This window comes from Kitasatospora sp. MAP12-44 (assembly GCF_029892095.1).
GTDB lineage: Bacteria > Actinomycetota > Actinomycetes > Streptomycetales > Streptomycetaceae > Kitasatospora.
This window is the reverse complement of record NZ_JARZAE010000004.1, coordinates 2,812,650-2,834,050: the sequence shown is the minus strand read 5'-3', so window position 1 is coordinate 2,834,050 and position 21,401 is coordinate 2,812,650. Positions and strand designations below refer to the sequence as shown.

21 protein-coding genes are annotated in these 21,401 nt (G+C 70.8%); 17 read left to right on the top strand and 4 right to left on the bottom strand.

Annotated features, from left to right (window positions below; all coding sequences use genetic code 11):
* Nucleotides 1–82: 82 nt before the first annotated feature.
* The 7 genes from P3T34_RS13310 to P3T34_RS13280 all read left to right on the top strand — a co-directional run bounded on the left by P3T34_RS13310 (nucleotide 83) and on the right by P3T34_RS13280 (nucleotide 5,636).
* Nucleotides 83–1,192, top strand: coding sequence for a PhoH family protein (locus P3T34_RS13310; RefSeq protein ID WP_280666250.1), 1,110 nt, complete (start codon nucleotides 83–85; stop codon nucleotides 1,190–1,192).
* Between the two features lie 14 nt (nucleotides 1,193–1,206).
* Entirely contained in the window at nucleotides 1,207–1,701 is a 495-nt protein-coding gene (gene ybeY / locus P3T34_RS13305) for an rRNA maturation RNase YbeY (RefSeq protein ID WP_280666249.1), read from the top strand.
* Between the two features lie 6 nt (nucleotides 1,702–1,707).
* On the top strand, nucleotides 1,708–3,030 hold the full coding sequence (locus P3T34_RS13300; protein ID WP_280666248.1) for a hemolysin family protein: 1,323 nt from the start codon (nucleotides 1,708–1,710) through the stop codon (nucleotides 3,028–3,030).
* 7 nt (nucleotides 3,031–3,037) lie between these two features.
* Nucleotides 3,038–3,406, top strand: a complete 369-nt coding sequence (locus tag P3T34_RS13295; protein ID WP_280666247.1) for a cytidine deaminase — start codon at nucleotides 3,038–3,040, stop codon at nucleotides 3,404–3,406.
* Between the two features lie 56 nt (nucleotides 3,407–3,462).
* Complete coding sequence (locus tag P3T34_RS13290) at nucleotides 3,463–3,612, top strand: hypothetical protein (protein ID WP_280666246.1); 150 nt, start codon at nucleotides 3,463–3,465, stop codon at nucleotides 3,610–3,612.
* A gap of 87 nt (nucleotides 3,613–3,699) precedes the next feature.
* Nucleotides 3,700–4,641, top strand: coding sequence for a GTPase Era (gene era / locus P3T34_RS13285; RefSeq protein WP_280666245.1), 942 nt, complete (start codon nucleotides 3,700–3,702; stop codon nucleotides 4,639–4,641).
* A 149-nt stretch (nucleotides 4,642–4,790) separates the two neighbouring features.
* Complete coding sequence (locus P3T34_RS13280) at nucleotides 4,791–5,636, top strand: DUF1906 domain-containing protein (protein WP_280666244.1); 846 nt, start codon at nucleotides 4,791–4,793, stop codon at nucleotides 5,634–5,636.
* Nucleotides 5,637–5,645: 9 nt separating this feature from the next.
* Here P3T34_RS13280 and P3T34_RS13275 read toward each other — a convergent pair whose 3' ends face one another.
* Entirely contained in the window at nucleotides 5,646–5,921 is a 276-nt protein-coding gene (locus P3T34_RS13275) for a protealysin inhibitor emfourin (protein ID WP_280666243.1), read from the bottom strand.
* Between the two features lie 336 nt (nucleotides 5,922–6,257).
* Between P3T34_RS13275 and leuA the strand changes: the two genes are divergently transcribed.
* The 4 genes from leuA (at nucleotide 6,258) to P3T34_RS13255 (ending at nucleotide 10,592) form a co-directional block, all read left to right on the top strand.
* On the top strand, nucleotides 6,258–8,039 hold the full coding sequence (leuA, locus tag P3T34_RS13270; protein WP_280666242.1) for a 2-isopropylmalate synthase: 1,782 nt from the start codon (nucleotides 6,258–6,260) through the stop codon (nucleotides 8,037–8,039).
* Nucleotides 8,040–8,242: 203 nt separating this feature from the next.
* Nucleotides 8,243–8,908: a TerB family tellurite resistance protein gene (locus tag P3T34_RS13265; RefSeq protein ID WP_280666241.1), complete on the top strand. Its 666-nt coding sequence runs from the start codon at nucleotides 8,243–8,245 to the stop codon at nucleotides 8,906–8,908.
* Nucleotides 8,909–9,006: 98 nt separating this feature from the next.
* Nucleotides 9,007–9,753: a DNA repair protein RecO gene (recO, locus tag P3T34_RS13260; RefSeq protein WP_280666240.1), complete on the top strand. Its 747-nt coding sequence runs from the start codon at nucleotides 9,007–9,009 to the stop codon at nucleotides 9,751–9,753.
* 2 nt (nucleotides 9,754–9,755) lie between these two features.
* Entirely contained in the window at nucleotides 9,756–10,592 is an 837-nt protein-coding gene (locus tag P3T34_RS13255) for an isoprenyl transferase (RefSeq protein ID WP_280666239.1), read from the top strand.
* Nucleotides 10,593–10,662: 70 nt separating this feature from the next.
* Here the strand turns inward: P3T34_RS13255 and P3T34_RS13250 are convergent, their stop codons facing one another.
* Nucleotides 10,663–11,082 (bottom strand): Fur family transcriptional regulator, encoded by a 420-nt coding sequence (locus P3T34_RS13250; protein ID WP_280666238.1) that lies wholly within the window; start codon nucleotides 11,080–11,082, stop codon nucleotides 10,663–10,665.
* Between the two features lie 352 nt (nucleotides 11,083–11,434).
* On the opposite strand from P3T34_RS13250, the gene P3T34_RS13245 reads away from it, so the two are divergent.
* Nucleotides 11,435–12,817, top strand: coding sequence for a glycine--tRNA ligase (locus P3T34_RS13245; RefSeq protein ID WP_280666237.1), 1,383 nt, complete (start codon nucleotides 11,435–11,437; stop codon nucleotides 12,815–12,817).
* A gap of 56 nt (nucleotides 12,818–12,873) precedes the next feature.
* Here P3T34_RS13245 and P3T34_RS13240 read toward each other — a convergent pair whose 3' ends face one another.
* The gene (locus P3T34_RS13240; protein WP_280666236.1) at nucleotides 12,874–13,452 is read right to left on the bottom strand and encodes an NADAR family protein; all 579 of its coding nucleotides are present in this window, start codon (nucleotides 13,450–13,452) and stop codon (nucleotides 12,874–12,876) included.
* 42 nt (nucleotides 13,453–13,494) lie between these two features.
* Entirely contained in the window at nucleotides 13,495–13,911 is a 417-nt protein-coding gene (locus tag P3T34_RS13235; RefSeq protein WP_280666235.1) for a hypothetical protein, read from the bottom strand.
* A 134-nt stretch (nucleotides 13,912–14,045) separates the two neighbouring features.
* Between P3T34_RS13235 and P3T34_RS13230 the strand changes: the two genes are divergently transcribed.
* The 5 genes from P3T34_RS13230 to ppdK all read left to right on the top strand — a co-directional run bounded on the left by P3T34_RS13230 (nucleotide 14,046) and on the right by ppdK (nucleotide 21,353).
* Entirely contained in the window at nucleotides 14,046–15,323 is a 1,278-nt protein-coding gene (locus P3T34_RS13230) for a sensor histidine kinase (protein WP_280666234.1), read from the top strand.
* The gene (locus P3T34_RS13225) at nucleotides 15,311–15,955 is read left to right on the top strand and encodes a response regulator transcription factor (protein WP_280666233.1); all 645 of its coding nucleotides are present in this window, start codon (nucleotides 15,311–15,313) and stop codon (nucleotides 15,953–15,955) included. Before P3T34_RS13230 ends, P3T34_RS13225 begins: the two co-directional genes overlap by 13 nt.
* Before the next feature lie 3 nt (nucleotides 15,956–15,958).
* Nucleotides 15,959–16,771, top strand: a complete 813-nt coding sequence (locus P3T34_RS13220; protein WP_280666232.1) for a DUF4097 family beta strand repeat-containing protein — start codon at nucleotides 15,959–15,961, stop codon at nucleotides 16,769–16,771.
* 74 nt (nucleotides 16,772–16,845) lie between these two features.
* The gene (gene dusB / locus P3T34_RS13215; protein ID WP_280666231.1) at nucleotides 16,846–18,081 is read left to right on the top strand and encodes a tRNA dihydrouridine synthase DusB; all 1,236 of its coding nucleotides are present in this window, start codon (nucleotides 16,846–16,848) and stop codon (nucleotides 18,079–18,081) included.
* A gap of 563 nt (nucleotides 18,082–18,644) precedes the next feature.
* Complete coding sequence (ppdK, locus tag P3T34_RS13210) at nucleotides 18,645–21,353, top strand: pyruvate, phosphate dikinase (protein WP_280666230.1); 2,709 nt, start codon at nucleotides 18,645–18,647, stop codon at nucleotides 21,351–21,353.
* Nucleotides 21,354–21,401: the final 48 nt, after the last annotated feature.

Genomic DNA, 21,401 nt, shown 5'->3' with positions numbered 1-21,401 from the left:
GTGACCCCGGAACCGACCGAGCGGCACCCCGAGACCACGGATGGGAAGAGGCAGGCCTCAGCGCCGACCCATGAGTGACCCTATGAGTGACACCGCACAGCACCGCCCGCAGGCCACGAACGGCGCCAGCGCCCGGATCGTGATCCCCGAGAAGCACCCGATGGTCACCCTGCTCGGTGCCACCGATTCCCTCCTGCGAGTGATCGAGCGCTCCTTCCCCGAGACCGACATCCACGTCCGGGGCAACGAGGTCACCGCAACCGGCGAACGTGCCGACATCGTCCTGGTCCAGCAGCTCTTCAACGAGATGATGCTGGTGCTGCGCACCGGCCAACCCCTGACGGAGGACGCCGTGGAGCGGTCCATTGCGATGCTCAGGAACGCCGCCGCCGACCCCGCCGGGGCCGGCGAGAGCCCGTCCCAGGTCTTCACGGCGAGCATCCTGTCGAACCGGGGCCGCACGATCCGTCCCAAGACGGAGAACCAGAAGAACTACGTCGACGCGATCGACCGGCACACCATCACCTTCGGCATCGGTCCGGCCGGTACCGGCAAGACCTACCTGGCGATGGCCAAGGCCGTCCAGGCCCTGCAGGCCAAGGAGGTCAACCGGATCATCCTGACCCGGCCCGCCGTCGAGGCCGGTGAGCGGCTCGGCTTCCTGCCCGGCACGCTCTTCGAGAAGATCGACCCCTACCTGCGGCCGCTCTACGACGCGCTGCACGACATGATGGACCCCGACTCCATCCCCCGGCTGATGGCCGCGGGCACCATCGAGGTCGCCCCGCTCGCCTATATGCGCGGCCGCACCCTCAACGACGCCTTCATCATCCTGGACGAGGCCCAGAACACCTCGCCCGAGCAGATGAAGATGTTCCTCACCCGGCTCGGTTTCAACTCCCGGGTGGTGGTCACCGGCGACACCAGCCAGATCGACCTCCCGGGCAGCACCCGCAGCGGCCTCAAGGTGGTCCAGGAGATCCTCGCGGACGTCCCGGACATCCACTTCTCGATCCTGACCAGCACCGACGTGGTCCGCCACAAGCTGGTCGGCCGGATCGTGGACGCCTACGAGCGCTGGGACGCCCTGGAGAACGCCGAGGACGACACCCCGGCGGGCGCCAAGGCGAAGAAGCCCGCGCCCCGTCGCAACACCCGCACGCCCCGACAGCCCCATCGCACCGAAAGCTGAGCGCAGACCTCTTCATGTCCATCGACATCGCCAACGAGTCCGGCTGGGACGCCGACGAGGATGCCATCCTCGACGTCGCCCGCTTCGCCCTCGACAAGATGCGGATCCACCCGCAGTCCGAACTGTCCGTGATCCTCATCGACAGCGAGGCGATGGAGCAGCTGCACATCCAGTGGATGGACCTGCCCGGTCCCACCGACGTGATGTCCTTCCCGATGGACGAGCTGCGTCCGGGCAAGGAGGGCGAGGAGCTGCCGCAGGGCCTGCTCGGCGACATCGTGCTCTGCCCGGAGGTGGCCAAGGCCCAGGGTCTTGCGGCTCCCTCGCAGCACTCGATGGACGAGGAGCTGCAACTGCTCACCGTCCACGGGGTGCTGCACGTGCTCGGCTACGACCACGAGGAGCCGGAGGAGGAGCGCACCATGTTCGCCCTCCAGAAGCGCATCCTGGACGACTGGCGTACCGGTCGCGGGTTGTCGGGGCTCTCCCCGGCGCCCACCACGCACTGATCCGCGATGAGCGGTGACAGTACGAGTTTTCTGGTCGGGGCGTGTCTGCTGGTCATGGTCGGCTGGCTGGCCGCCTGCGCCGAGGCGGGGATCTCCCGGGTCTCCCGGTTCCGCGCCGAGGAGGCCGTCCGGGCCGGTCGGCGCGGCTCGGACCGGCTGCTGACGCTGGCGAGCGACCCGATCCGCTACCTCAACCTGGCCACCCTGATCCGGGTGGCCAGCGAGGTGGCTGCCGCCGTCCTGGTGACGGTGGTCTGCGTCCGGTCCTTCCAGCAGACCTGGCAGGCCGTGCTGGTGGCGTTCGGTGTGATGGTGCTGGTCTCGTTCGTCGCGGTCGGCGTCTCGCCGCGCACGATCGGGCGCCAGCACCCGCTCACCTCGGCCACCACAGCCTCGTTCGTGCTGCTGCCGCTGGCCCGGATCCTCGGCCCGATCCCGCGGCTGCTGATCCTGCTGGGCAACGCGCTGACGCCCGGCAAGGGCTACCGCGAGGGGCCGTTCGCCTCGGAGGCCGAGCTGCGCGCGCTGGTCGACCTCGCCGAGAAGGACGACCTGATCGAGGACGACGAGCGCCGGATGGTGCACTCGGTCTTCGAACTGGGCGACACCATCGTGCGCGAGGTGATGGTGCCGCGTACCGACCTGGTGATGATCGAGCGGCACAAGACGGTCCGTCAGGCGCTCACCCTGGCACTGCGCTCGGGCTTCTCGCGGATCCCGGTGGTCGGCGAGAACGAGGACGACGTGGTCGGCATCGTCTACCTCAAGGACCTGGTCCGGCTGACCCACATCAGCCGGGACGCCGAGTCCGAGCAGGTGGACACCATGATGCGGCCGGCTGTCTTCATCCCGGACAGCAAGCCGGCCGGCGACCTGCTGCGCGAGATGCAGCAGATGCGCTCGCACGTCGCGATCGTGATCGACGAGTACGGCGGCACGGCCGGCCTGGTCACCATCGAGGACATCCTGGAGGAGATCGTCGGCGAGATCACCGACGAGTACGACCGGGAGATCGCCCCGATCGAGGACCTCGGTGACGGCTCGTTCCGGATCACCGCCCGGCTGCTGGTCGAGGACCTCGGCGAGCTCTTCGGCATCGAGCTGGAGGACGAGGACATCGAGACGGTCGGCGGCCTGCTCGCCAAGCACCTGGGACGGGTGCCGATCCCCGGCTCCGCCTGCGAGGTGCCGGTGCCGCTGGACGAGTCGACCGGGCTCAGCGCGATCAGGCTGACCGCGGAGAGCTCGGCCGGGCGCCGCAACCGCATCGGCACCGTGGTGGCCACGCCGGTCCGCCGGCTCCAGGACAGCCCCGAGCAGACCGACTAATTGTTTTATGCTCAGCGGCATGACTGACCTTGATCGCGCCCTCGACGCCGAAGACCAGAAGCTCGTCACCCTGGCCCGCTCCGCCCGGGCCCGCAACCAGGTGGCGGAGGGAGCGGCGGTGCGCGACGAGACCGGCCGCACCTACGTCGCGGGGACGGTCGCGCTGCCGTCGCTGGCGCTGAGCGCCGTGCAGACGGCGGTGGCGATGGCGGTGGCGAGCGGCGCCAAGGGCCTGGAGGCGGCGGTGGTCGTGACGGCGCAGCAGGCTCCCACCGAGGCTGACCTGGCCGTCGTCCGGGAGCTGGGCGGAGCCGGCACGCCGCTGCTGCTGGCCGGACCGGACGGTGTGCTGCGGACGCGGGTCGACGCAAGCTGACACCACGCTAAGTAGTCCGATAATCTCACCTGTGACTCGGGGGGATGGGACTCGGCATGGGTGTACTCGCGTTCTTCGCCGCGCTGCTGGCCGTCCTGATGGGGCTCGGACGCTGGCACGAGACGCAGTCGCCCTACTGGCTGGCGGGCTCGCTGGTCCTGCTGCTGCTCACCCTGATCGGGGCGCTGCAGTCGCGCCGCAAGTGAGCACGGAACGTGACCGGCGGGCCCGCAGCGGGCCGTCGTACGCGGGCCTGTCCGGTCCGGTCCGGGTGATCAGGGAGAATGGGTCCCATGAGCGACACTCCTTCTTCCCCGGCTGCCCCGTACCGCTCGGGTTTCGCGTGCTTCGTAGGCCGTCCCAACGCGGGTAAGTCGACCCTGACCAACGCCCTGGTGGGGACGAAGGTCGCGATCACCTCCGACCGTCCGCAGACCACCCGGCACACCGTGCGCGGCATCGTGCACCGCCCCGAGGCCCAACTCGTCCTGGTGGACACCCCCGGTCTGCACAAGCCGCGCACGCTGCTCGGCGAGCGCCTCAACGACCTGGTCCGCTCCACCTGGGCCGAGGTCGACGTGATCGGCTTCTGCCTGCCCGCCGACCAGAAGCTCGGCCCCGGCGACAAGTTCATCGCCAAGGAGCTGGCCGAGGTCAAGAAGACCCCCAAGGTGGCGATTGTCACCAAGACCGACCTGGTCGACTCCAAGAAGCTCGCCGAGCAGCTGATCGCCATCCACCAGCTCGGCCTGGAGCTGGGCATCGAGTGGGCCGAGATCATCCCGGTCTCGGCCGTCGGCGACAAGCAGGTGGACCTGCTGGCCGACCTGCTCACCCCGCTGCTGCCGCTGGGTCCGCCGCTCTACCCGGACGGCGACCTGACCGACGAGCCCGAGGTGATCATGGTCGCCGAGCTGATCCGCGAGGCCGCCCTGGAGGGCGTGCGCGACGAGCTGCCGCACTCGCTGGCCGTGGTGGTCGAGGAGATGATCCCGCGCGAGGGGCGCCCGGCCGACCGTCCGCTGCTGGACATCCACGCGAACGTCTACATCGAGCGGCAGAGCCAGAAGGCCATCGTCATCGGCGCCAAGGGCGCCCGCCTCAAGCACGTGGGCACCACGGCCCGCAAGCACATCGAGGCGCTGCTCGGCACTCCGGTCTACCTGGACCTGCACGTCAAGGTCGCCAAGGACTGGCAGCGCGACCCCAAGCAGCTGCGCAAGCTCGGTTTCTGACGGCGAATCGGCCCGCTGCGGGCGAACGGGCGCGGAAAGTCGGACCCACCGACTTCCCGCGCCCGTCCTGGCCTCCGCCGGAGGGGTGAAGTCCGTCGCCGCGCGGCGCTGCTACGCAGATGAAATGATGGATCGTCACATGCTGGATTGTGCGATCTCTCCGCGCCACGGCGCTCACCACGCTCTGTCTCGTCCTGTCGTTCGCGCTGGACGCGGCCCCCGCGGGGGCCTTCGTCCCACCGGGGGTCACCCGCACCGTGCTGACCGGTCTTGGGCGTGACGTCCAGCCCACCTACACCGGCGCCGGGTTCGACACCTGCGAGGCCCCACCGGTGGACACCATGCAGGCCTGGTGGGACTCCTCGCCCTACAGCGCGGCCGGCATCTACATCAGCGGCGAGCAGCGGGCCTGCCACCAGGCGGAGCTGAGCGCCGACTGGGTGCGCCAGGTCCACGCGATGGGCTGGCAGCTGCTGCCGATCGACGTCGGACCGCAGGCGCCCTGCAGCGGCTCCGGGAGCAAGCCGCACCGGATCGACCCGGCCAACGCCGCCGACCAGGGCTCGGCGGAGGCCGACGGCGCGGCGAACGCGCTGCAGGCGCTCGGCCTGGGCGCGGGCAGCCCGGTCTACCTCGACGTCGAGGCGTACTCGGGGTCCGACGCGTCCTGCGGGCAGGCCGTGGTCGACTTCACCGTCGCCTGGACCCAGGAGCTGCACCGGCTCGGCTACCGCTCCGGCTTCTACTCCAGCCTCGGCTCCGGCATCTCGGACCTCGCCGCCGCCGCCGAGGCCGGCACCTCGCCGCTCCCGGACGCCGTCTGGTACGCCCGCTGGGACGGGCGGGCCACCACGGACGGCAGCGGCGGGCTCGACGACAGCCTCTGGTCCGCCCACGGCCGCCTCCACCAGTACCGGGGCAACGTCACTGAGTCCTACGGCGGCCAGACCCTGACCATCGACCGCGACTGGATCGACGGCCCGGTCGCGCCCTGACCCCCGGTCTCAGCCGCGCGGGACCCCCTGGCGCAGCACCAGGGAGACCAACTCGTGCTGGGAGTCGGTCAGTTTCGGGTCCGCGCAGTGGACCGCCCGGCCGTCCACGACGATCTCGTAGTGATAGCCGTCCGGCACGCCGTAGGACGCGATGCGGGCGGCGCCGGCGACGGCCTCGCGGGCGAGCGCGTGCACATGCGGGGCGTCGAGCCGCTCGGCGGTGTCCAGCTCGGCTCGTGTGGTGTGCCTCGCGAGGCCGCCGGTCCTGGTCACCTGTATACGCATGGTCGCCAGTCTGCTACCCAGCGCTGGGAATTGCGCGCTTTTTTCGACACCGGGATCCGGCGACCGGTGCGGGCGGCCGTCTCAAGGCGTGGAAAGGTCGTGGACTTCACTTCGGCCCCGACAGTCGCTCGGCTACGCTGGTCCGCATCATGCGTAACGGGCTGCTTCTTCTTAGCTGCCGCGTCGAGGGCCTGTAGATCGATTCAAGGCCGGCCCCCTCGCCGCGGAGTCTTTGGTGTGCGCACCCATCTCCTGCTCTGCGCAGCGCCAGTCGGCCCGTCGGGTGAACGCCGCCCCGACCCCGCCCGCACCCGAAGAGAAGCCGAGAGCCTCACCATGACTGAGCAGTCCTCCATCGCTCGCGCGTTCGTCGACCGGCCCACTCCGATCACCGCGGCCGGCGTCCGCCAGCAGCCGTCCGGGATGCCGTTCGAGCGCTACGTGCCGTTCGGCACCGTCGACCTGCCGGACCGCACGTGGCCGAGCCAGGTGATCACCAAGGCGCCGCGCTGGCTGTCCACCGACCTGCGGGACGGCAACCAGGCGCTGATCGACCCGATGTCGCCGGCCCGCAAGCGCAAGATGTTCGACCTGCTGGTCCGGCTGGGCTACAAGGAGATCGAGGTCGGCTTCCCGTCCTCCGGCGCCACCGACTTCGACTTCGTCCGCTCGCTGATCACCGAGGGCGCGATCCCCGAGGACGTCACCATCTCGGTGCTGACGCAGGCCCGTGAGGACCTGATCGAGCGCACCGTGGAGTCCCTGGTCGGCGCCCCGCGCGCCACCGTGCACCTGTACAACGCCACCTCGCCGCTGTTCCGCCGGGTGGTCTTCCGGGGCAGCCGGGAGGACATCAAGGCGATCGCGGTGGACGGCACCCGGCTGGTCATGGAGTACGCCGAGAAGATCCTGCGCGACGACACCGTCTTCGGCTACCAGTACTCGCCGGAGATCTTCATCGACACCGAGCTGGACTTCGCCCTGGAGGTCTGCGAGGGCGTGATGGACGTCTGGCAGCCCGGCGAGGGCCGCGAGATCATCCTGAACCTGCCCACCACGGTGGAGCGTTCGACCCCCAACGTGTACGCCGACAAGATCGAGTGGATGTCGCGCAACCTGTCGCGCCGCGAGTTCATCGCGCTGTCCACCCACCCGCACAACGACCGCGGCACCGGCGTCGCCTCCGCCGAGCTGGCCGTGATGGCCGGCGCCGACCGGGTCGAGGGCTGCCTGTTCGGTCAGGGTGAGCGAACCGGCAATCTGGATCTGGTCAACGTGGGGATGAACCTGTTCTCGCAGGGCGTCGACCCGATGATCGATTTCTCGGACATCGACGAGATCCGCCGCACGTACGAGTACTGCAACCAGATGGTCGTACCGGAGCGCCACCCGTACGCCGGCGACCTGGTCTACACGTCCTTCTCCGGCTCGCACCAGGACGCCATCAAGAAGGGCTTCGACGCCCTGGAGGCCGACGCGGCCGCGGCGGGCGTGCCGGTCGGCTCCTACACCTGGGGCGTGCCGTACCTGCCGATCGACCCGAAGGACGTCGGCCGCAGCTACGAGGCCGTCATCCGGGTCAACAGCCAGTCCGGCAAGGGCGGGATCGCCTACGTCCTGAAGAACGACCACAAGCTGGACCTGCCGCGCCGGATGCAGATCGAGTTCTCGAGGATCATCCAGGCCAAGACCGACGCCGAGGGCGGCGAGGTCACCCCGGCCGACATCTGGGCGGTCTTCCAGGACGAGTACCTGCCCACCCCGCAGAACCCGTGGGGCCGGATCGCGCTGCGCGGCGAGCAGAGCCTGACCACCGCGGACGGCCGCGACACGCTGTCCACCGCCGCCGTGCTGGACGGCGTCGAGACCACGCTGGCGGGCACCGGCAACGGCCCGGTCTCCGCGTTCGCCGACGCGCTGGCCCGGATCGGCGTCGACGTCCGGGTCCTGGACTACGCCGAGCACGCGCTGAGCCAGGGCGGCGACGCCCAGGCGGCCGCCTACGTCGAGTGCGCGGTGGGCGACCAGGTGCTGTGGGGCGTCGGGATCGACGCCAACACCGTGCGCGCCTCGCTGAAGGCGATCATCAGCGCCGTCAACCGGGCCAGCCGCCGCTGACCCGAACGTGTGGACCTGCTGGGGCAGATGTGGTCTGGGACACATTTTTTCCCGTCGACGGGTGTTGGAGGTGCTGACACATGTCGGTAACCGTGGCAACATCGACGCACCGGAGCGGGGGTCGGTGGGACGACCTCCAGCTCCGGTCGCGTGACCTGCCCGTCGACGTGCAGGCCGCCTGCCATGTCTGGGGAGTTGGCGCCGTGACACGGTTGTGGGGTGTTCGCCCGAGGTGGCGGACGGATGTGCTCGGCGACTTCTTCTGCCCAGGCTGCGGTGGAGACCGCAACTACCGCCGGCAGCACGGCCGGCGGTGGCTGCGGTTGTTCGGCTCACCGCTGCTGCCGCTGGGCCCGGTGATCGGCAGCGTCCAGTGCACCTCCTGTCAGGGCCGCTACGGCCTGGAGAGCCTGGAGCAGCCCACCAGCGTGCGGCTCACCGCCATGCTCCGCGACGCGCAGTACACGGTCGCGCTGGCCGTGCTCGCGGCCGGCGGCACCGGCACCGCCGCCGCGCGCAGCGAGGCCTGCGCCGTGATCAAGGCGGCCGGCTTCGAGGACTGCGGCGAGGCCCAGGTGCTGGCCGCACTCGCCGCGCTCTCCGGCTGCGACGACGGCGAGCCGGTCGACGTGCCCGGCCTCGGCGGCGGGCTGGCCGTCGAACTGCACGCGGCGCTCGAACCGTTGGCCCCGCACCTGGCCCAGCAGGGCCTGGAGCGCCTGCTGTTGCAGGGTGCCTGGATCGCGCTGGCCGACGGCCGCTACCTCCCGCAGGAGCGCGAGGTGCTGGCCACCGTCGGCGGGTGCCTGCGGCTCGGCGAGGACACCATCCGCCGACTGCTGGAAGCCGCCACCCGCACCCCGAGGTAGCGCGGCTGCCGGGTGCGGGAGAATGGGGGGATGGCCTCCCCGTCCTGCCGTCCGCAAGCCCGTGCCGCCCGCCCGCCGCTCCGTCGTGAGGTGCGGCGATGAGCCTGGTGCGCGATGACGGTGTCGTGCTGCGGGCCCAGAAGCTCGGCGAGGCCGACCGGATCATCACCCTGCTCACCCGCCAGCACGGCAAGGTCCGGGCGGTCGCCCGCGGGGTGCGCAAGACCAAGTCGAAGTTCGGCGCCCGGCTGGAGCCGTTCTCCCACGTCGACGTGCAGTTCTTCAGCCGCGGCAGCGAGTTGGTGGGCCGCTCGCTGCCGCTCTGCACCCAGGTCGAGACCATCGCGCCGTACGGCGGCAGCATCGTCACCGACTACGGCCGCTACACCGCCGGGACGGCCATGCTGGAGACGGCGGAACGTTTCGCCGAGAACGAGGGCGAGCCCGCCGTCCAGCAGTACCTGCTGCTGGTCGGCGGACTGCGGACGCTCGCGGCCGGAGCGCACGAGGCGCATCTCGTCCTGGACGCCTTCCTGCTGCGCTCGCTGGCCGTCAACGGCTACGGCGCCAGCTTCACCAACTGCGCCAAGTGCGGCCTGGACGGCCCCAACCGGTTCTTCTCGCTGCAGGCCGGCGGTGTGCTGTGCGCGGACTGCCGTGTGCCTGGCTGTGCCGTACCCTCCCCTGAGACACTGGTCCTGCTCGGCGCGCTGCTGTCCGGCGACTGGCAGACGGCCGACACCTGTGAACCGAGGTACTGGCGGGAGGGCAGCGGCCTGGTCGCCGCCTACCTGCAGTGGCACCTCGAGCGGGGCATCCGCTCGATGAGATACGTGGAGAAGTGAGCATGGCAGCGCGACGGCTCTTCGGCGGCAGCAAGCAGCGGGAGTACCTCCCCCCGACCCCGCACCCGAGCGGCGCCCGGCCGCCGAAGCTCCCCGGGGAACTGGTGCCCGGCCACGTGGCGATCGTGATGGACGGCAACGGCCGGTGGGCCAAGGAGCGCGGCCTGCCCCGCACCGAGGGCCACAAGGTCGGCGAGAGCGTGGTGCTCGACGTGCTCAGGGGCGCGATCGAGATCGGCGTGAAGAACGTCTCGCTCTTCGCGTTCTCCACCGAGAACTGGAAGCGCTCGCCGGACGAGGTGAAGTTCCTGATGAACTTCAACCGGGACGTCATCCGCCGCCGCCGCGACGAGCTGGGCGCGATGGGCGTGCGGATCCGCTGGGCCGGCCGGATGCCCAAGCTCTGGAAGAGCGTGGTCCAGGAGCTCCAGGTGGCCGAGGAGCAGACCAAGGGCAACGACGCCGTCACGCTCTACATGTGCGTCAACTACGGCGGCCGGGCCGAGATCGCGGACGCCGCGGCGGCGATGGCGGCCGACGTGGCAGCCGGCCGGCTCGACCCCAAGAAGGTCAACGAGAAGACCTTCGCCCGCTACATGTACCACCCCGACATGCCCGACGTGGACCTGCTGCTGCGCCCCAGCGGTGAGCAGCGCACCTCCAACTTCCTGCTCTGGCAGTCCGCCTACGCGGAGTTCGTGTTCCAGGACGTGCTCTGGCCGGACTTCGACCGGCGCGATCTGTGGAACGCCTGCGAGCAGTTCGCGATGCGGGACCGCCGCTTCGGCGGGGCGCTGCCGAACGACGCGACCACCGCCGAGGTGCCGCCGCAGCGCTGAGCCCGCCCGGACAGCATGGAGGGCCGGCCCGAAACTCGGGCCGGCCCTCCGTCGCGTCTGTCGGCTGTGCTCAGGCCGACTGCTGCTTGGCGGCGCAGTCGCCGCAGGTGCCGAAGATCTCCAGCGTGTGCGCGATATCGCTGAACCCGTGCTCGGCCGCGATGGCGTTGGCCCAGCGCTCGACGGCCGGGCCCTCCACCTCCACCGTGCTGCCGCAGCTGCGGCAGACCAGGTGGTGGTGGTGTCCGCTGCTGCACCGGCGGTAGACCGCCTCGCCGTCCGAGGTGCGCAGCACGTCCACCTCGCCGGCGTCGGCGAGCGACTGCAGCGTGCGGTAGACGGTGGTCAAGCCGACCGAGTCGCCCCGGTGCTTGAGCATGTCGTGCAGTTCCTGCGCGCTGCGGAAGTCCTCGATCTCATCCAGCGCAGCGGAGACGGCGGCGCGCTGCCGGGTGGATCGGGCGCGTGGCGACGGGCCTGCGGTGGTCACCGGGGATCCTCCTGGGGGTGGGGTCGAGTCACTGCTCATTGTGCCAGCCCCGCACTCCCGGCAGGGGCCTCGCGGGCGTCGACTGTGATCGGTTCCGGTCCGGGGCCGACCGTCGCCGTCGCCGGTGGCGGCAGAGCATGATGAAAATCATTATCATCTTAATTGGAAATGATTGTCAACATTCCTGGATGTCGCCCGATCTTTGCCCATCGATTTGAAACTCCCACCCACCGGGCCGGTAACCTGGGGTATTCGGGTGCGCGGTTAAGGTCGCGCCGCCCACCTCTCGGCGCGGGCCCTGTCTGCGCCCCGCCCTGGTCCTTGACCGCGTCGTCGTACTGAAGAGAGCACTGTGGCCGCCGACAAGATCGACACGATCGTCAGCCTGAGCAAGCGCCGTGGCTTCGTCTACCCCTGCAGCGAGATCTACGGCGGTACGCGCGCCGCGTGGGACTACGGACCGCTCGGCGTGGAGCTCAAGGAGAACATCAAGCGCCAGTGGTGGCGTTCGGTGGTCACCGCTCGGGAGGACGTCGTCGGGATCGACTCGTCGGTGATCCTGGCCCGCGAGGTCTGGGAGGCCTCCGGCCACGTCGCGACCTTCAACGACCCGCTGACCGAGTGCACCTCCTGCCACAAGCGCTACCGCGCCGACCACCTGGAGGAGGCGTACGAGGCCAAGCACGGCAAGCCGCCGGTCAACGGCCTCGCCGACCTCAACTGCCCGCACTGCGGCACCAAGGGCGCCTTCACCGAGCCCAAGGAGTTCTCGGGCATGCTGAAGACGCACCTCGGGGTCACCGAGGATGCCTCCGGCCTGGCCTACCTGCGCCCCGAGACGGCACAGGGCATCTTCACCAACTTCAAGGCCGTGCAGACCACTTCGCGCAAGAAGCCGCCGTTCGGCATCGCCCAGACCGGCAAGAGCTTCCGCAACGAGATCACGCCCGGCAACTTCATCTTCCGCACCCGCGAGTTCGAGCAGATGGAGATGGAGTTCTTCGTCAAGCCGGGCGAGGACGAGCAGTGGCACGACTACTGGCTCCAGCAGCGCTGGGACTGGTACGTCGACCTCGGCCTGCGGACCGAGAACATGCGCTTCTTCGAGCACCCGAAGGAGAAGCTCTCGCACTACGCCAAGCGCACGGTGGACATCGAGTACCGCTTCAACTTCGGCGGCAGCGAGTTCTCCGAGCTGGAGGGCGTGGCCAACCGCACCGACTACGACCTGACCGTGCACAGCGAGCACTCCGGCCAGGACCTCAAGTACTTCGACCAGGAGTCCGGCGAGCGGTACTTCCCGTACGTCATCGAGCCGGCAGCGGGCCTCAACCGCGCGATGCTGGCCTTCCTGATCGACGCCTACTTCGAGGACGAGGCGCCCAACGCCAAGGGCGTCATGGAGAAGCGCGTCGGCATGCGGCTGGACCCGCGGCTCGCGCCGGTCAAGGTCGCGGTGCTGCCGCTGTCGCGCAACGCCGACCTCTCGCCGAAGGCCCGCGGCCTGGCCGCCGACCTGCGCACCGCCTGGAACGTCGAGTTCGACGACGCCGGCGCGATCGGCAAGCGCTACCGCCGCCAGGACGAGATCGGCACGCCGTTCTGCGTCACGGTCGACTTCGACACCCTCGAGGACAACGCGGTCACCATCCGCGACCGCGACACCATGGCGCAGGAGCGGGTCTCGCTCGACCAGGTCAAGTCCTACCTGGGCGCCCGCCTGATCGGCTGCTGAACCGACGCTGAACCGCAAGGACCCCCACTGCGCCCGCCGCGGTGGGGGTCCTTGCGTCACTCGGCGAGCTGCTTGCGGGCCTCCATCAGCGCGAAGCCCAGCAGGTTCAACCCGCGCCAGCGCGCCGGATCGATGGCGAGCTCGCTGTCGGCCGCAAGACCGATGCCCCAGATCCGGTCCACCGGGCTGGCCTCCACCAGGACGCGCTGGCCGGTGCCCAGCAGATAGCCGAGCAGCGCCTCGTCCTGCCCGAACTTGGCGACGTTGCCCGCCACCACCAGCTCGAAGCGCGCCTCGTCCCAGCGCCGGTCGTCGAAGCCGCGCACCAGGCGGCCGAGCTTCTTGGCCTCGGCGGGCGTGCGCGCGGCCAGGATCCGCGGCACGAGCTCCGCGTCACCGAACAGCCGGGCCTTGCCCGCCATCATCCAGTGCTCGGCGGTGGCGTAGCGCACCCCGTCGACCACGAAGGCGGCCGGCCACCACTGGCTCAGCGACCCGGGCCCGATCCCGCCGTCCCGCTCCGGCCGATGCCCCCAGAACAGCAGGTACTTGGGGCGCGCCCCCGCCGCGACCAGCGCGGCGAGCTCCTCGCGTGAGCGCGTCTCGGGCGGTGTCAGCGGCGTGGTCGTCGTCATGGCCCCATCGTGGCACCCGGGTCCGACAAGCCGCGAACGAATTCAGACCGCTCGGGCGCAGTGCCCGCCCGAGCGGTGCGGACGCAGGTGCTCGGTGCTGCCGTCCGGGTGCCGCAGCAGCACGCCCGCCACGCCGTCGACGGACCGGGCGACCCAGAACTCCCGCGCCACCACGGCCAACTGGACCGGTCGCCAGCGCGGCCGCAGCCGCCCGGCGCTGAACGCCACCTGCGGCAGCGAGTGGTCGGCGGCCAGCCGCCCCCACGCGAGACCCGCACTGCGCCCGCCGCCCGAGCACCGCCGGGCTCCGCGCAGCAGCTCGCCGGTGAACGAGGAGGCGACCACGACGTCCAGCAACTCGCCGTGCTCGTAGATCTCCAGGACCGGACGTCCGTCCCGGCGTGCGCTGGTGCGGACCGACCACGGGGTGCCGGCCGAGTGGCTAGTGCTCCTCTTCATGGTGTCCAGAATCGCGCTGAAGCCGGGTCATGTCATTGGCGCCCACTGCCGTTTCGGGGATGTACCCAGCACCACCCCGCCCCGGGTGCCAGGGCCAGTGCCGCGCCATGATCACAACCCCTAAGCTGATCCGCATGCCCACCGTCAGCAGGCTGCGCGACTGGTTCGCGAGGCAGCCCGGATTCGCCGCGCGCTCCCGGCCCTGGACGCGCCTCGGTCCCGCGCCCTGGTCGGCGGCCGCGGGGCGGGAGTGCCTGCTGCTGGCCGCCGGGGTGCCGTTCGCGCTGCCGGTGCTGGCGATCCTGACGACGCCGGTGCTGAGTGTGCCGCTCCTCGTGCTGCTGATGCTCTGCCTGGGAGCGCTGACGGCGGTTCAGCGCAGCCGGTTCCGGGTGCTCGCCGGCCTGGACATCCCCGCCCGCCGGTCCGTACCGACCGGCGGCCTGCTGCGCAGTCCGCTGGGGTGGCTGCGCACCGAGTCGACCTGGCGCCAGGCGTTCTACCACTTCGTGGTCGGGCCGCTGCTGGCCGCCGCCGGGGTGTGCGTGCTGCTCCTCTGGGGAGCGGGCGGGCTGCTGGCCACGGTGCTGGGCTGGGCCTGGATGACGCCGTTCGGCAACTCCGTCCACGGGATCGGCTGGGAAACCTACGACAGCTGGCTCACCCTGATCGGCCTGGCCCTGCTGACCGCCGCGCCCTGGCTGGCCGGCCAGGTCAACCAGGTGGACCGGACGGCCGCCGCCGCGCTGCTCGGCCCCAACCGCGCCCGCGAGCTGGAGCGCCGGGTGGAGGACCTCGCCGAGAGCCGGGCCGGCGTGGTCGACGCCGCCGACGCCGAGCGCCGCCGGATCGAGCGGGATCTGCACGATGGCGCCCAGCAGCGGCTGGTCTCGCTGGCGATGAACCTGGGCCTGGCCCGCAAGACGCTCAAGGACGTGCCGCCGGAGGTGATGCGGGTGATCGTCGAGGCGCACGAGGAGGCGCAGGCCGCCATCGTCGAGCTGCGCGACCTGGTCCGCGGGCTGCACCCGGTGGTGCTGGAGGACCGCGGCCTGGACGCCGCGCTCTCCGGCATCGCCGCCCGCGCGCCGGTGCCGGTGCGGCTGGACGTCCACCTGCCCGAGCGCGTCTCGCCGACCGTCGAGGCGGTGGCGTACTTCGTGGTCTCCGAGGCGCTGGCCAACGTCGCCAAGCACGCCCGGGCCTCCCGGGTGGACCTGGCGGTCCGCCGCTCCGGCCCGCTGCTGCGGATCGTCATCACCGACGACGGGGTGGGCGGCGCCGACCCCGCCAAGGGCACCGGGCTGACCGGGCTGCGCAAGCGCGCCGCCTCGGTCGACGGCGTCCTCTCCATAACCAGCCCCCTCGGGGGTCCCACCACCATCACCGTGGAGTTGCCGTGCGAGCTGTGATCGCCGAGGACTCGGTCCTCCTGAGGGTCGGCCTGGTCAAGGTCCTCGAGGCGGTGGGCTACGAGGTGGTGGCCGCGGTCGGCGACGCGCAGGCGCTGCTCGTCGCGGTGGAGGAGCACGCGCCGCAGGTCGTGGTGGTGGACGTCCGGATGCCGCCGGACTACACCGACGAGGGGGTCAGGGCCGCCCTGATGATCCGCCGGCAGTGGCCGGAGGTGGCCGTACTGCTGCTCTCGCAGTATGTGGAGGAGCGCTACGCGGCCGACCTGCTCTCCACCAACACCAGCGGGGTGGGCTACCTGCTCAAGGAGCGGGTCGCCAATGTGGACGACTTCGTGGACGCCCTGCAGCGCGTCGCGGCCGGCGGCACGGCGCTGGACCCGGAGGTCGTCGCCCAACTGCTGGTCCGCCGGCACCGGGACCCGTTGGAGCGGCTGACACCGCGCGAGCGCGAGGTGCTGGGCCTGATGGCCGAGGGGCACTCCAACGCGGCGATCGCCCGCTCGCTGGTGGTGAGCGACAGCGCGGTGGCCAAACACATCAACAGCATCTTCGGCAAGCTCGACCTGCCCGCCGCGGACGACACCCACCGCCGGGTGCTGGCCGTGCTGCGCTTCCTGGGCGAGGGCTAGCCGATGGCGGACGGGCAGCCGGCCGCGGACGGTGGCGGCACGATGCAGCGCAGGCTCTGGCGGACCCTCGGCGTGCTGGTGGCCGCGGTCGTGATGGTGATCGGCGCCGGCGAGGCCGGCGGCCTGCTCGCCGGGCAGAGCAGCACCGTGTCCAGCCGCTACACCTCGGTCACCGCGGTGGTGCTGGACCTCCAGGAGGGCTCGGCCGATGTCATCGCCGGCTCCGACGACGCGGTGGTGCTGACCCCGCAGCTCAACTGGACACTGCGCCGCCCCAGGGTCGAGCAGACCCTGGACGGGCACACGCTGCGGATCAGCGTGAGCTGCACGCGGATCCTCGGGATCGGCGAACCGGGCTGCAGCGTCGCGCTGGATCTCCAGGTGCCCGCGGCGACGGCGGTGACGGTGCGGATGACCTCGGGCTACGGCCGGATCGCCGGGCTGAGCGGCGCGCTCGACCTGCGGGGCACCTCGGGGGAGCTGGACCTGGACCGGGACTCCGGCCCGATCGACGCGCGGCTCACCAGCGGCCGGATCAGCGGGATGCGGCTGGCCTCGGCCGGCGTCCGGGCCTCGACGGACTCGGGGCAGACGGACCTCGCCTTCGCGCAGCCGCCGGACCAGCTCACCCTGGCGTGCGACTCCGGCTCGGTGCGGGCCACCGTCCCGCCCGGCTCGACATACCGGGTCAGCGCCCGCAGCGCCGGGGACGCCCCGCGGATCGCCCCACTGCTGGCGGACTCGGGCTCGCCGCGCACGATCACGGCGAGCGCCGGTTCCGGCACCGTGACCCTCGGCTTCACCCCGGGCGACTGACCACCCGCACGTACTAAGGGACAATGGAGAGTCCCGTCCCGCTCGCCCCCGCTTCTGCCGAGGATCCGCCGCGCATGACCACCACGTCCGACCGAGCCCAGACCGCCGCCGCCGAGCCCGCCACCGAGCCCGCCCCGAAGACGCCGCCGACGCCGCCCGCGCCGCCGGCCGCCGGTGAGTTCGCGCCGCTCGCGATCGGCCCGCTGGAGGTCTGGCCCCCGGTCGTGCTGGCCCCGATGGCCGGGATCACCAACGCGCCGTTCCGGACCCTGTGCCGCGAGCAGAGCGGCGGCAAGGGCCTGTACGTCTCCGAGATGATCACCACCCGGGCCCTGGTCGAGCGCAACGCCAAGACCATGCAGCTGATCCACTTCGACCCGAGCGAGAAGCCCCGCTCGATCCAGCTCTACGGCGTGGACCCGGCCACCGTCGGCCGGGCCGCCCGCATGATCGCGGACGAGAACCTGGCCGACCACATCGACCTCAACTTCGGCTGCCCGGTCCCCAAGGTGACCCGCAAGGGCGGCGGCTCGGCCCTCCCCTACAAGCGCAACCTGCTGGCCCGGCTGCTGCGCGAGGCGGTGGCCGGCGCCGGCGGGCTGCCGGTGACGATGAAGATGCGCAAGGGCATCGACGACGACCACCTGACCTACCTGGACGCCGGCCGGATCGGCGCCGAGGAGGGCGTCTCGGCCATCGCGCTGCACGGCCGCACGGCGGCCCAGCACTACGGTGGCACCGCCGACTGGTCGGCGATCGCCCGGCTGCGCGAGGCAGTGCCCTCGCACGTGCCGGTGCTGGGAAACGGCGACATCTGGTCGGCCGGCGACGCGCTGCGGATGATGCGGGAGACCGGCTGCGACGGCGTGGTGGTCGGTCGCGGCTGCCTGGGCCGGCCGTGGATCTTCAAGGACCTGGTCGCGGTCTTCGAGGGCGAGACCGACACGGCGCGCCCGAGCTTCGCCGACGTCGCCCGTGCGATGCTGCGCCACGCCGAACTGCTGGGGGCGTGGATGGGCGACGAGGCGCGCGGGGTCGTGGACTTCCGCAAGCACGTCGCCTGGTACACCAAGGGCTTCTCGGTCGGCTCCGAGCTGCGGGTCAGGCTGGCGATGGCCGGTTCGCTGGCCGAGCTGGCCGAGCTGCTGGCGCAGGTCGGCCAGGAGCAGCTCTGGCCGGCCTCCGCCGACGGCCCGCGCGGGCGCACCAGCGGCAACGGCCGGGTAGTGCTGCCCGAGGGGTGGTTGGACGATCCGTACGACTGCGCCCTGCCGAGCATTGACGCCGAACTGGACACCTCCGGCGGCTGATTACTGCGAACTGTCACAATAGGCCGATTCGGCTGCTCCGACAGCCTGGCCCAGTCCCCTTGTCCGATCCGGCCAGGGGGACTCCTTTTTGGCAGATCGTGATCACTAAACGTCGCCAACTGAGCGCGTTGGGCGACGGAGTGATGAGTTCCGATACGTACGATGGGCGAGCGGCGTCCGTGACTCTTGCCACACCGAGGTGCGATTGACGCTGTGTCAGGGGTAGTCAATGTGCCATGGTGTCCAAAACGCTTCCCGAACGGGAGGCGGGGTGGATCCGGCCCTTGGGTGCAGGAAATCAAGCCGGGGCCACGCGCCGGGGCGCCTACCGCTACCCTCTGTCGGCCAGACGCGATCTTCGAGGGCTTTTGTATTCAAGACTTGAAGGCAAGCTAGCGTCAGGCGGACGATTTCGGCAACAAAGGTGAACGCCTTCACAAGCATTTGATCTCGTGGGTTACCCCTCGGTATCGGCCCCGGACGGCCTATCTGGGGCGCAAAAGCGCCTTCGAAATGGGTATGTTCTCCGGCGTCAGGGCAACCCCGTGCGAGGAGACCGACCCATGCCGGCGACGCAGAAGTTTGTTTACTCCTTCACCGAAGGAAACAGAGACCTCAAGGATCTTCTCGGCGGCAAGGGTGCCAACCTCGCCGAGATGACCAACCTGGGGCTCCCCGTCCCTCCGGGGTTCACTCTCACCACCGAGGCCTGCAAGGTCTACCTGGAGACCGGCAGCGAGCCGGCCTCGCTGCACGCCGAGGTGAGCGAGCACCTCGCCGCCCTGGAGCAGGAGATGGGCAAGCAGCTCGGCCAGGCCGACAACCCGCTGCTGGTCTCGGTCCGCTCCGGCGCCAAGTTCTCGATGCCCGGCATGATGGACACCGTCCTGAACATCGGCCTCTCCGACGCCTCGGTGCTCGGCCTGGCCGCGCAGTCCGGCAACGAGCGCTTCGCCTGGGACTCCTACCGCCGCCTGGTCCAGATGTTCGGCAAGACCGTGCTGGGCGTCGAGGGCGAGCTCTTCGAGGACGCGCTGGACGAGCTGAAGACCGCCAAGGGCACCACCAACGACCTCGACCTGGATGCTTCCGACCTCCAGGTCCTGGTTGAGACCTTCAAGGCGATCGTGCAGCGCGAGACCGGCCGGGCCTTCCCGCAGGACCCGCGCGAGCAGATGGACCTGGCGATCCACGCCGTCTTCCACTCCTGGAACGGCGACCGGGCGCGCCTGTACCGCCGCCAGGAGCGCATCCCGAACGACCTGGGCACCGCGGTCAATATCTGCAGCATGGTCTTCGGCAACCTCGGCGAGGACTCCGGCACCGGCGTCGCCTTCACCCGCGACCCCTCCACCGGCGCGGTCGGCGTCTACGGCGACTACCTCTCCAACGCCCAGGGCGAGGACGTGGTCGCGGGCATCCGCAACACCCTCCAGCTGGCCGACCTGGAGCAGCTCGACAAGAAGTCGTACGACGAGCTGATGGCGATCATGCACAAGCTCGAGCTGCACTACCGCGACCTGTGCGACATCGAGTTCACCATCGAGCGCGGCAAGCTCTGGATGCTGCAGACCCGGATCGGCAAGCGCACCGCCGCCGCCGCCTTCCGGATCGCCGTCCAGCTGGTCGACCAGGGCCTGATCGACCTGGACGAGGCGCTGCACCGGGTGACCGGCAGCCAGCTCGCCATGCTGATGTTCCCGCGCTTCGCCCCCGACGCCGCCTCCAAGCAGATCGGCTGGGGCATCGCCGCCTCGCCGGGCGCCGCGGTCGGCAAGGTGGTCTTCGACTCCTACACCGCCGTCAAGTGGTCCCGCTCCGGCGAGAAGGTCATCCTGGTCCGCCGGGAGACCAACCCGGACGACCTGGACGGCATGATCGCCGCCGAGGGCATCCTCACCTCGCGCGGCGGCAAGACCTCGCACGCGGCCGTGGTCGCCCGCGGCATGGGCAAGACCTGTGTCTGCGGCGCCGAGGAGCTCGAGGTCGACACCAAGCGCCGCCGGATGACCACCTCCGACGGCCAGGTGATCGAGGAGGGCGACGTGGTCTCCATCGACGGCGCCAGCGGCAAGGTCTACCTGGGCGAGGTCCCGGTGCTGCCGTCCCCGGTGGTGGAGTACTTCGAGGGCACCCTGCACGCCGGCGCCGACGTCCAGGGCGGCCTGGTGCAGGCCGTGCACCGGATCATGTCGCACGCCGACGTCCGCCGCCGCCTGGCGGTGCGCGCCAACGCCGACAACGCCGACGACGCCAACCGCGCCCGCCGCTACGGCGGCCAGGGCATCGGCCTGTGCCGCACCGAGCACATGTTCCTCGGTGAGGAGCGCCGCAAGGAGGTCGAGCACCTGATCCTGGCGGACAACGACAAGGACCGCGAGCTGGCCCTGTCCACCCTGCTGCCGCTGCAGAAGGGCGACTTCGTCGAGCTCTTCCAGGCGATGGACGGGCTGCCGGTGACGGTGCGCCTGCTCGACCCGCCGCTGCACGAGTTCCTGCCGGACATCACCGAGCTCTCGGTCCGGGTCGCGCTCGCCGAGGCCCGCAAGGACCCGAACGAGAACGACCTGCGCCTGCTGCAGGCGGTGCACAAGCTGCACGAGCAGAACCCGATGCTGGGTCTGCGCGGCGTGCGCCTCGGGCTGGTCATTCCGGGCCTGTTCGGCATGCAGGTCCGGGCGATCGCGGAGGCCGCGGCCGAGCGCCGGCTGGCCGGCGGCGACCCGCGCCCCGAGGTGATGATCCCGCTGGTCGGCACGATCCAGGAGCTGGAGATCGTCCGCGACGAGTGCGAGCGCGTGCTGGCCGAGGTCGCCGTCTCCACCGGTGTCAAGCTGGACATCAAGCTCGGCACGATGATCGAGCTGCCGCGCGCCGCGCTGACGGCCGGCCAGATCGCCGAGGCGGCCGAGTTCTTCTCCTTCGGGACGAACGACCTGACCCAGACGGTGTGGGGCTTCTCCCGCGACGACGTGGAGGCGAGCTTCTTCACCGCGTACCTGGAGAAGGGCATCTTCGGGGTCTCGCCGTTCGAGACCATCGACCGCGACGGCGTCGGCGCCCTCGTCAAGCACGCCGTGAAGGAGGGTCGGGCCACCCGTCCCGACCTCAAGCTCGGCGTCTGCGGCGAGCACGGCGGTGACCCGGAGTCGGTGCACTTCTTCCACGAGGTGGGCCTGGACTACGTGTCCTGCTCGCCGTTCCGGATCCCGGTGGCGCGCCTGGAGGCAGGCCGCGCCGCCCTTGAGACCGCGGGCAGCGACTCTCGCTGACCGCATCCCCTCCGTCGGGGAGGGGCGTACGGCGGTGCTCGGCGCAGG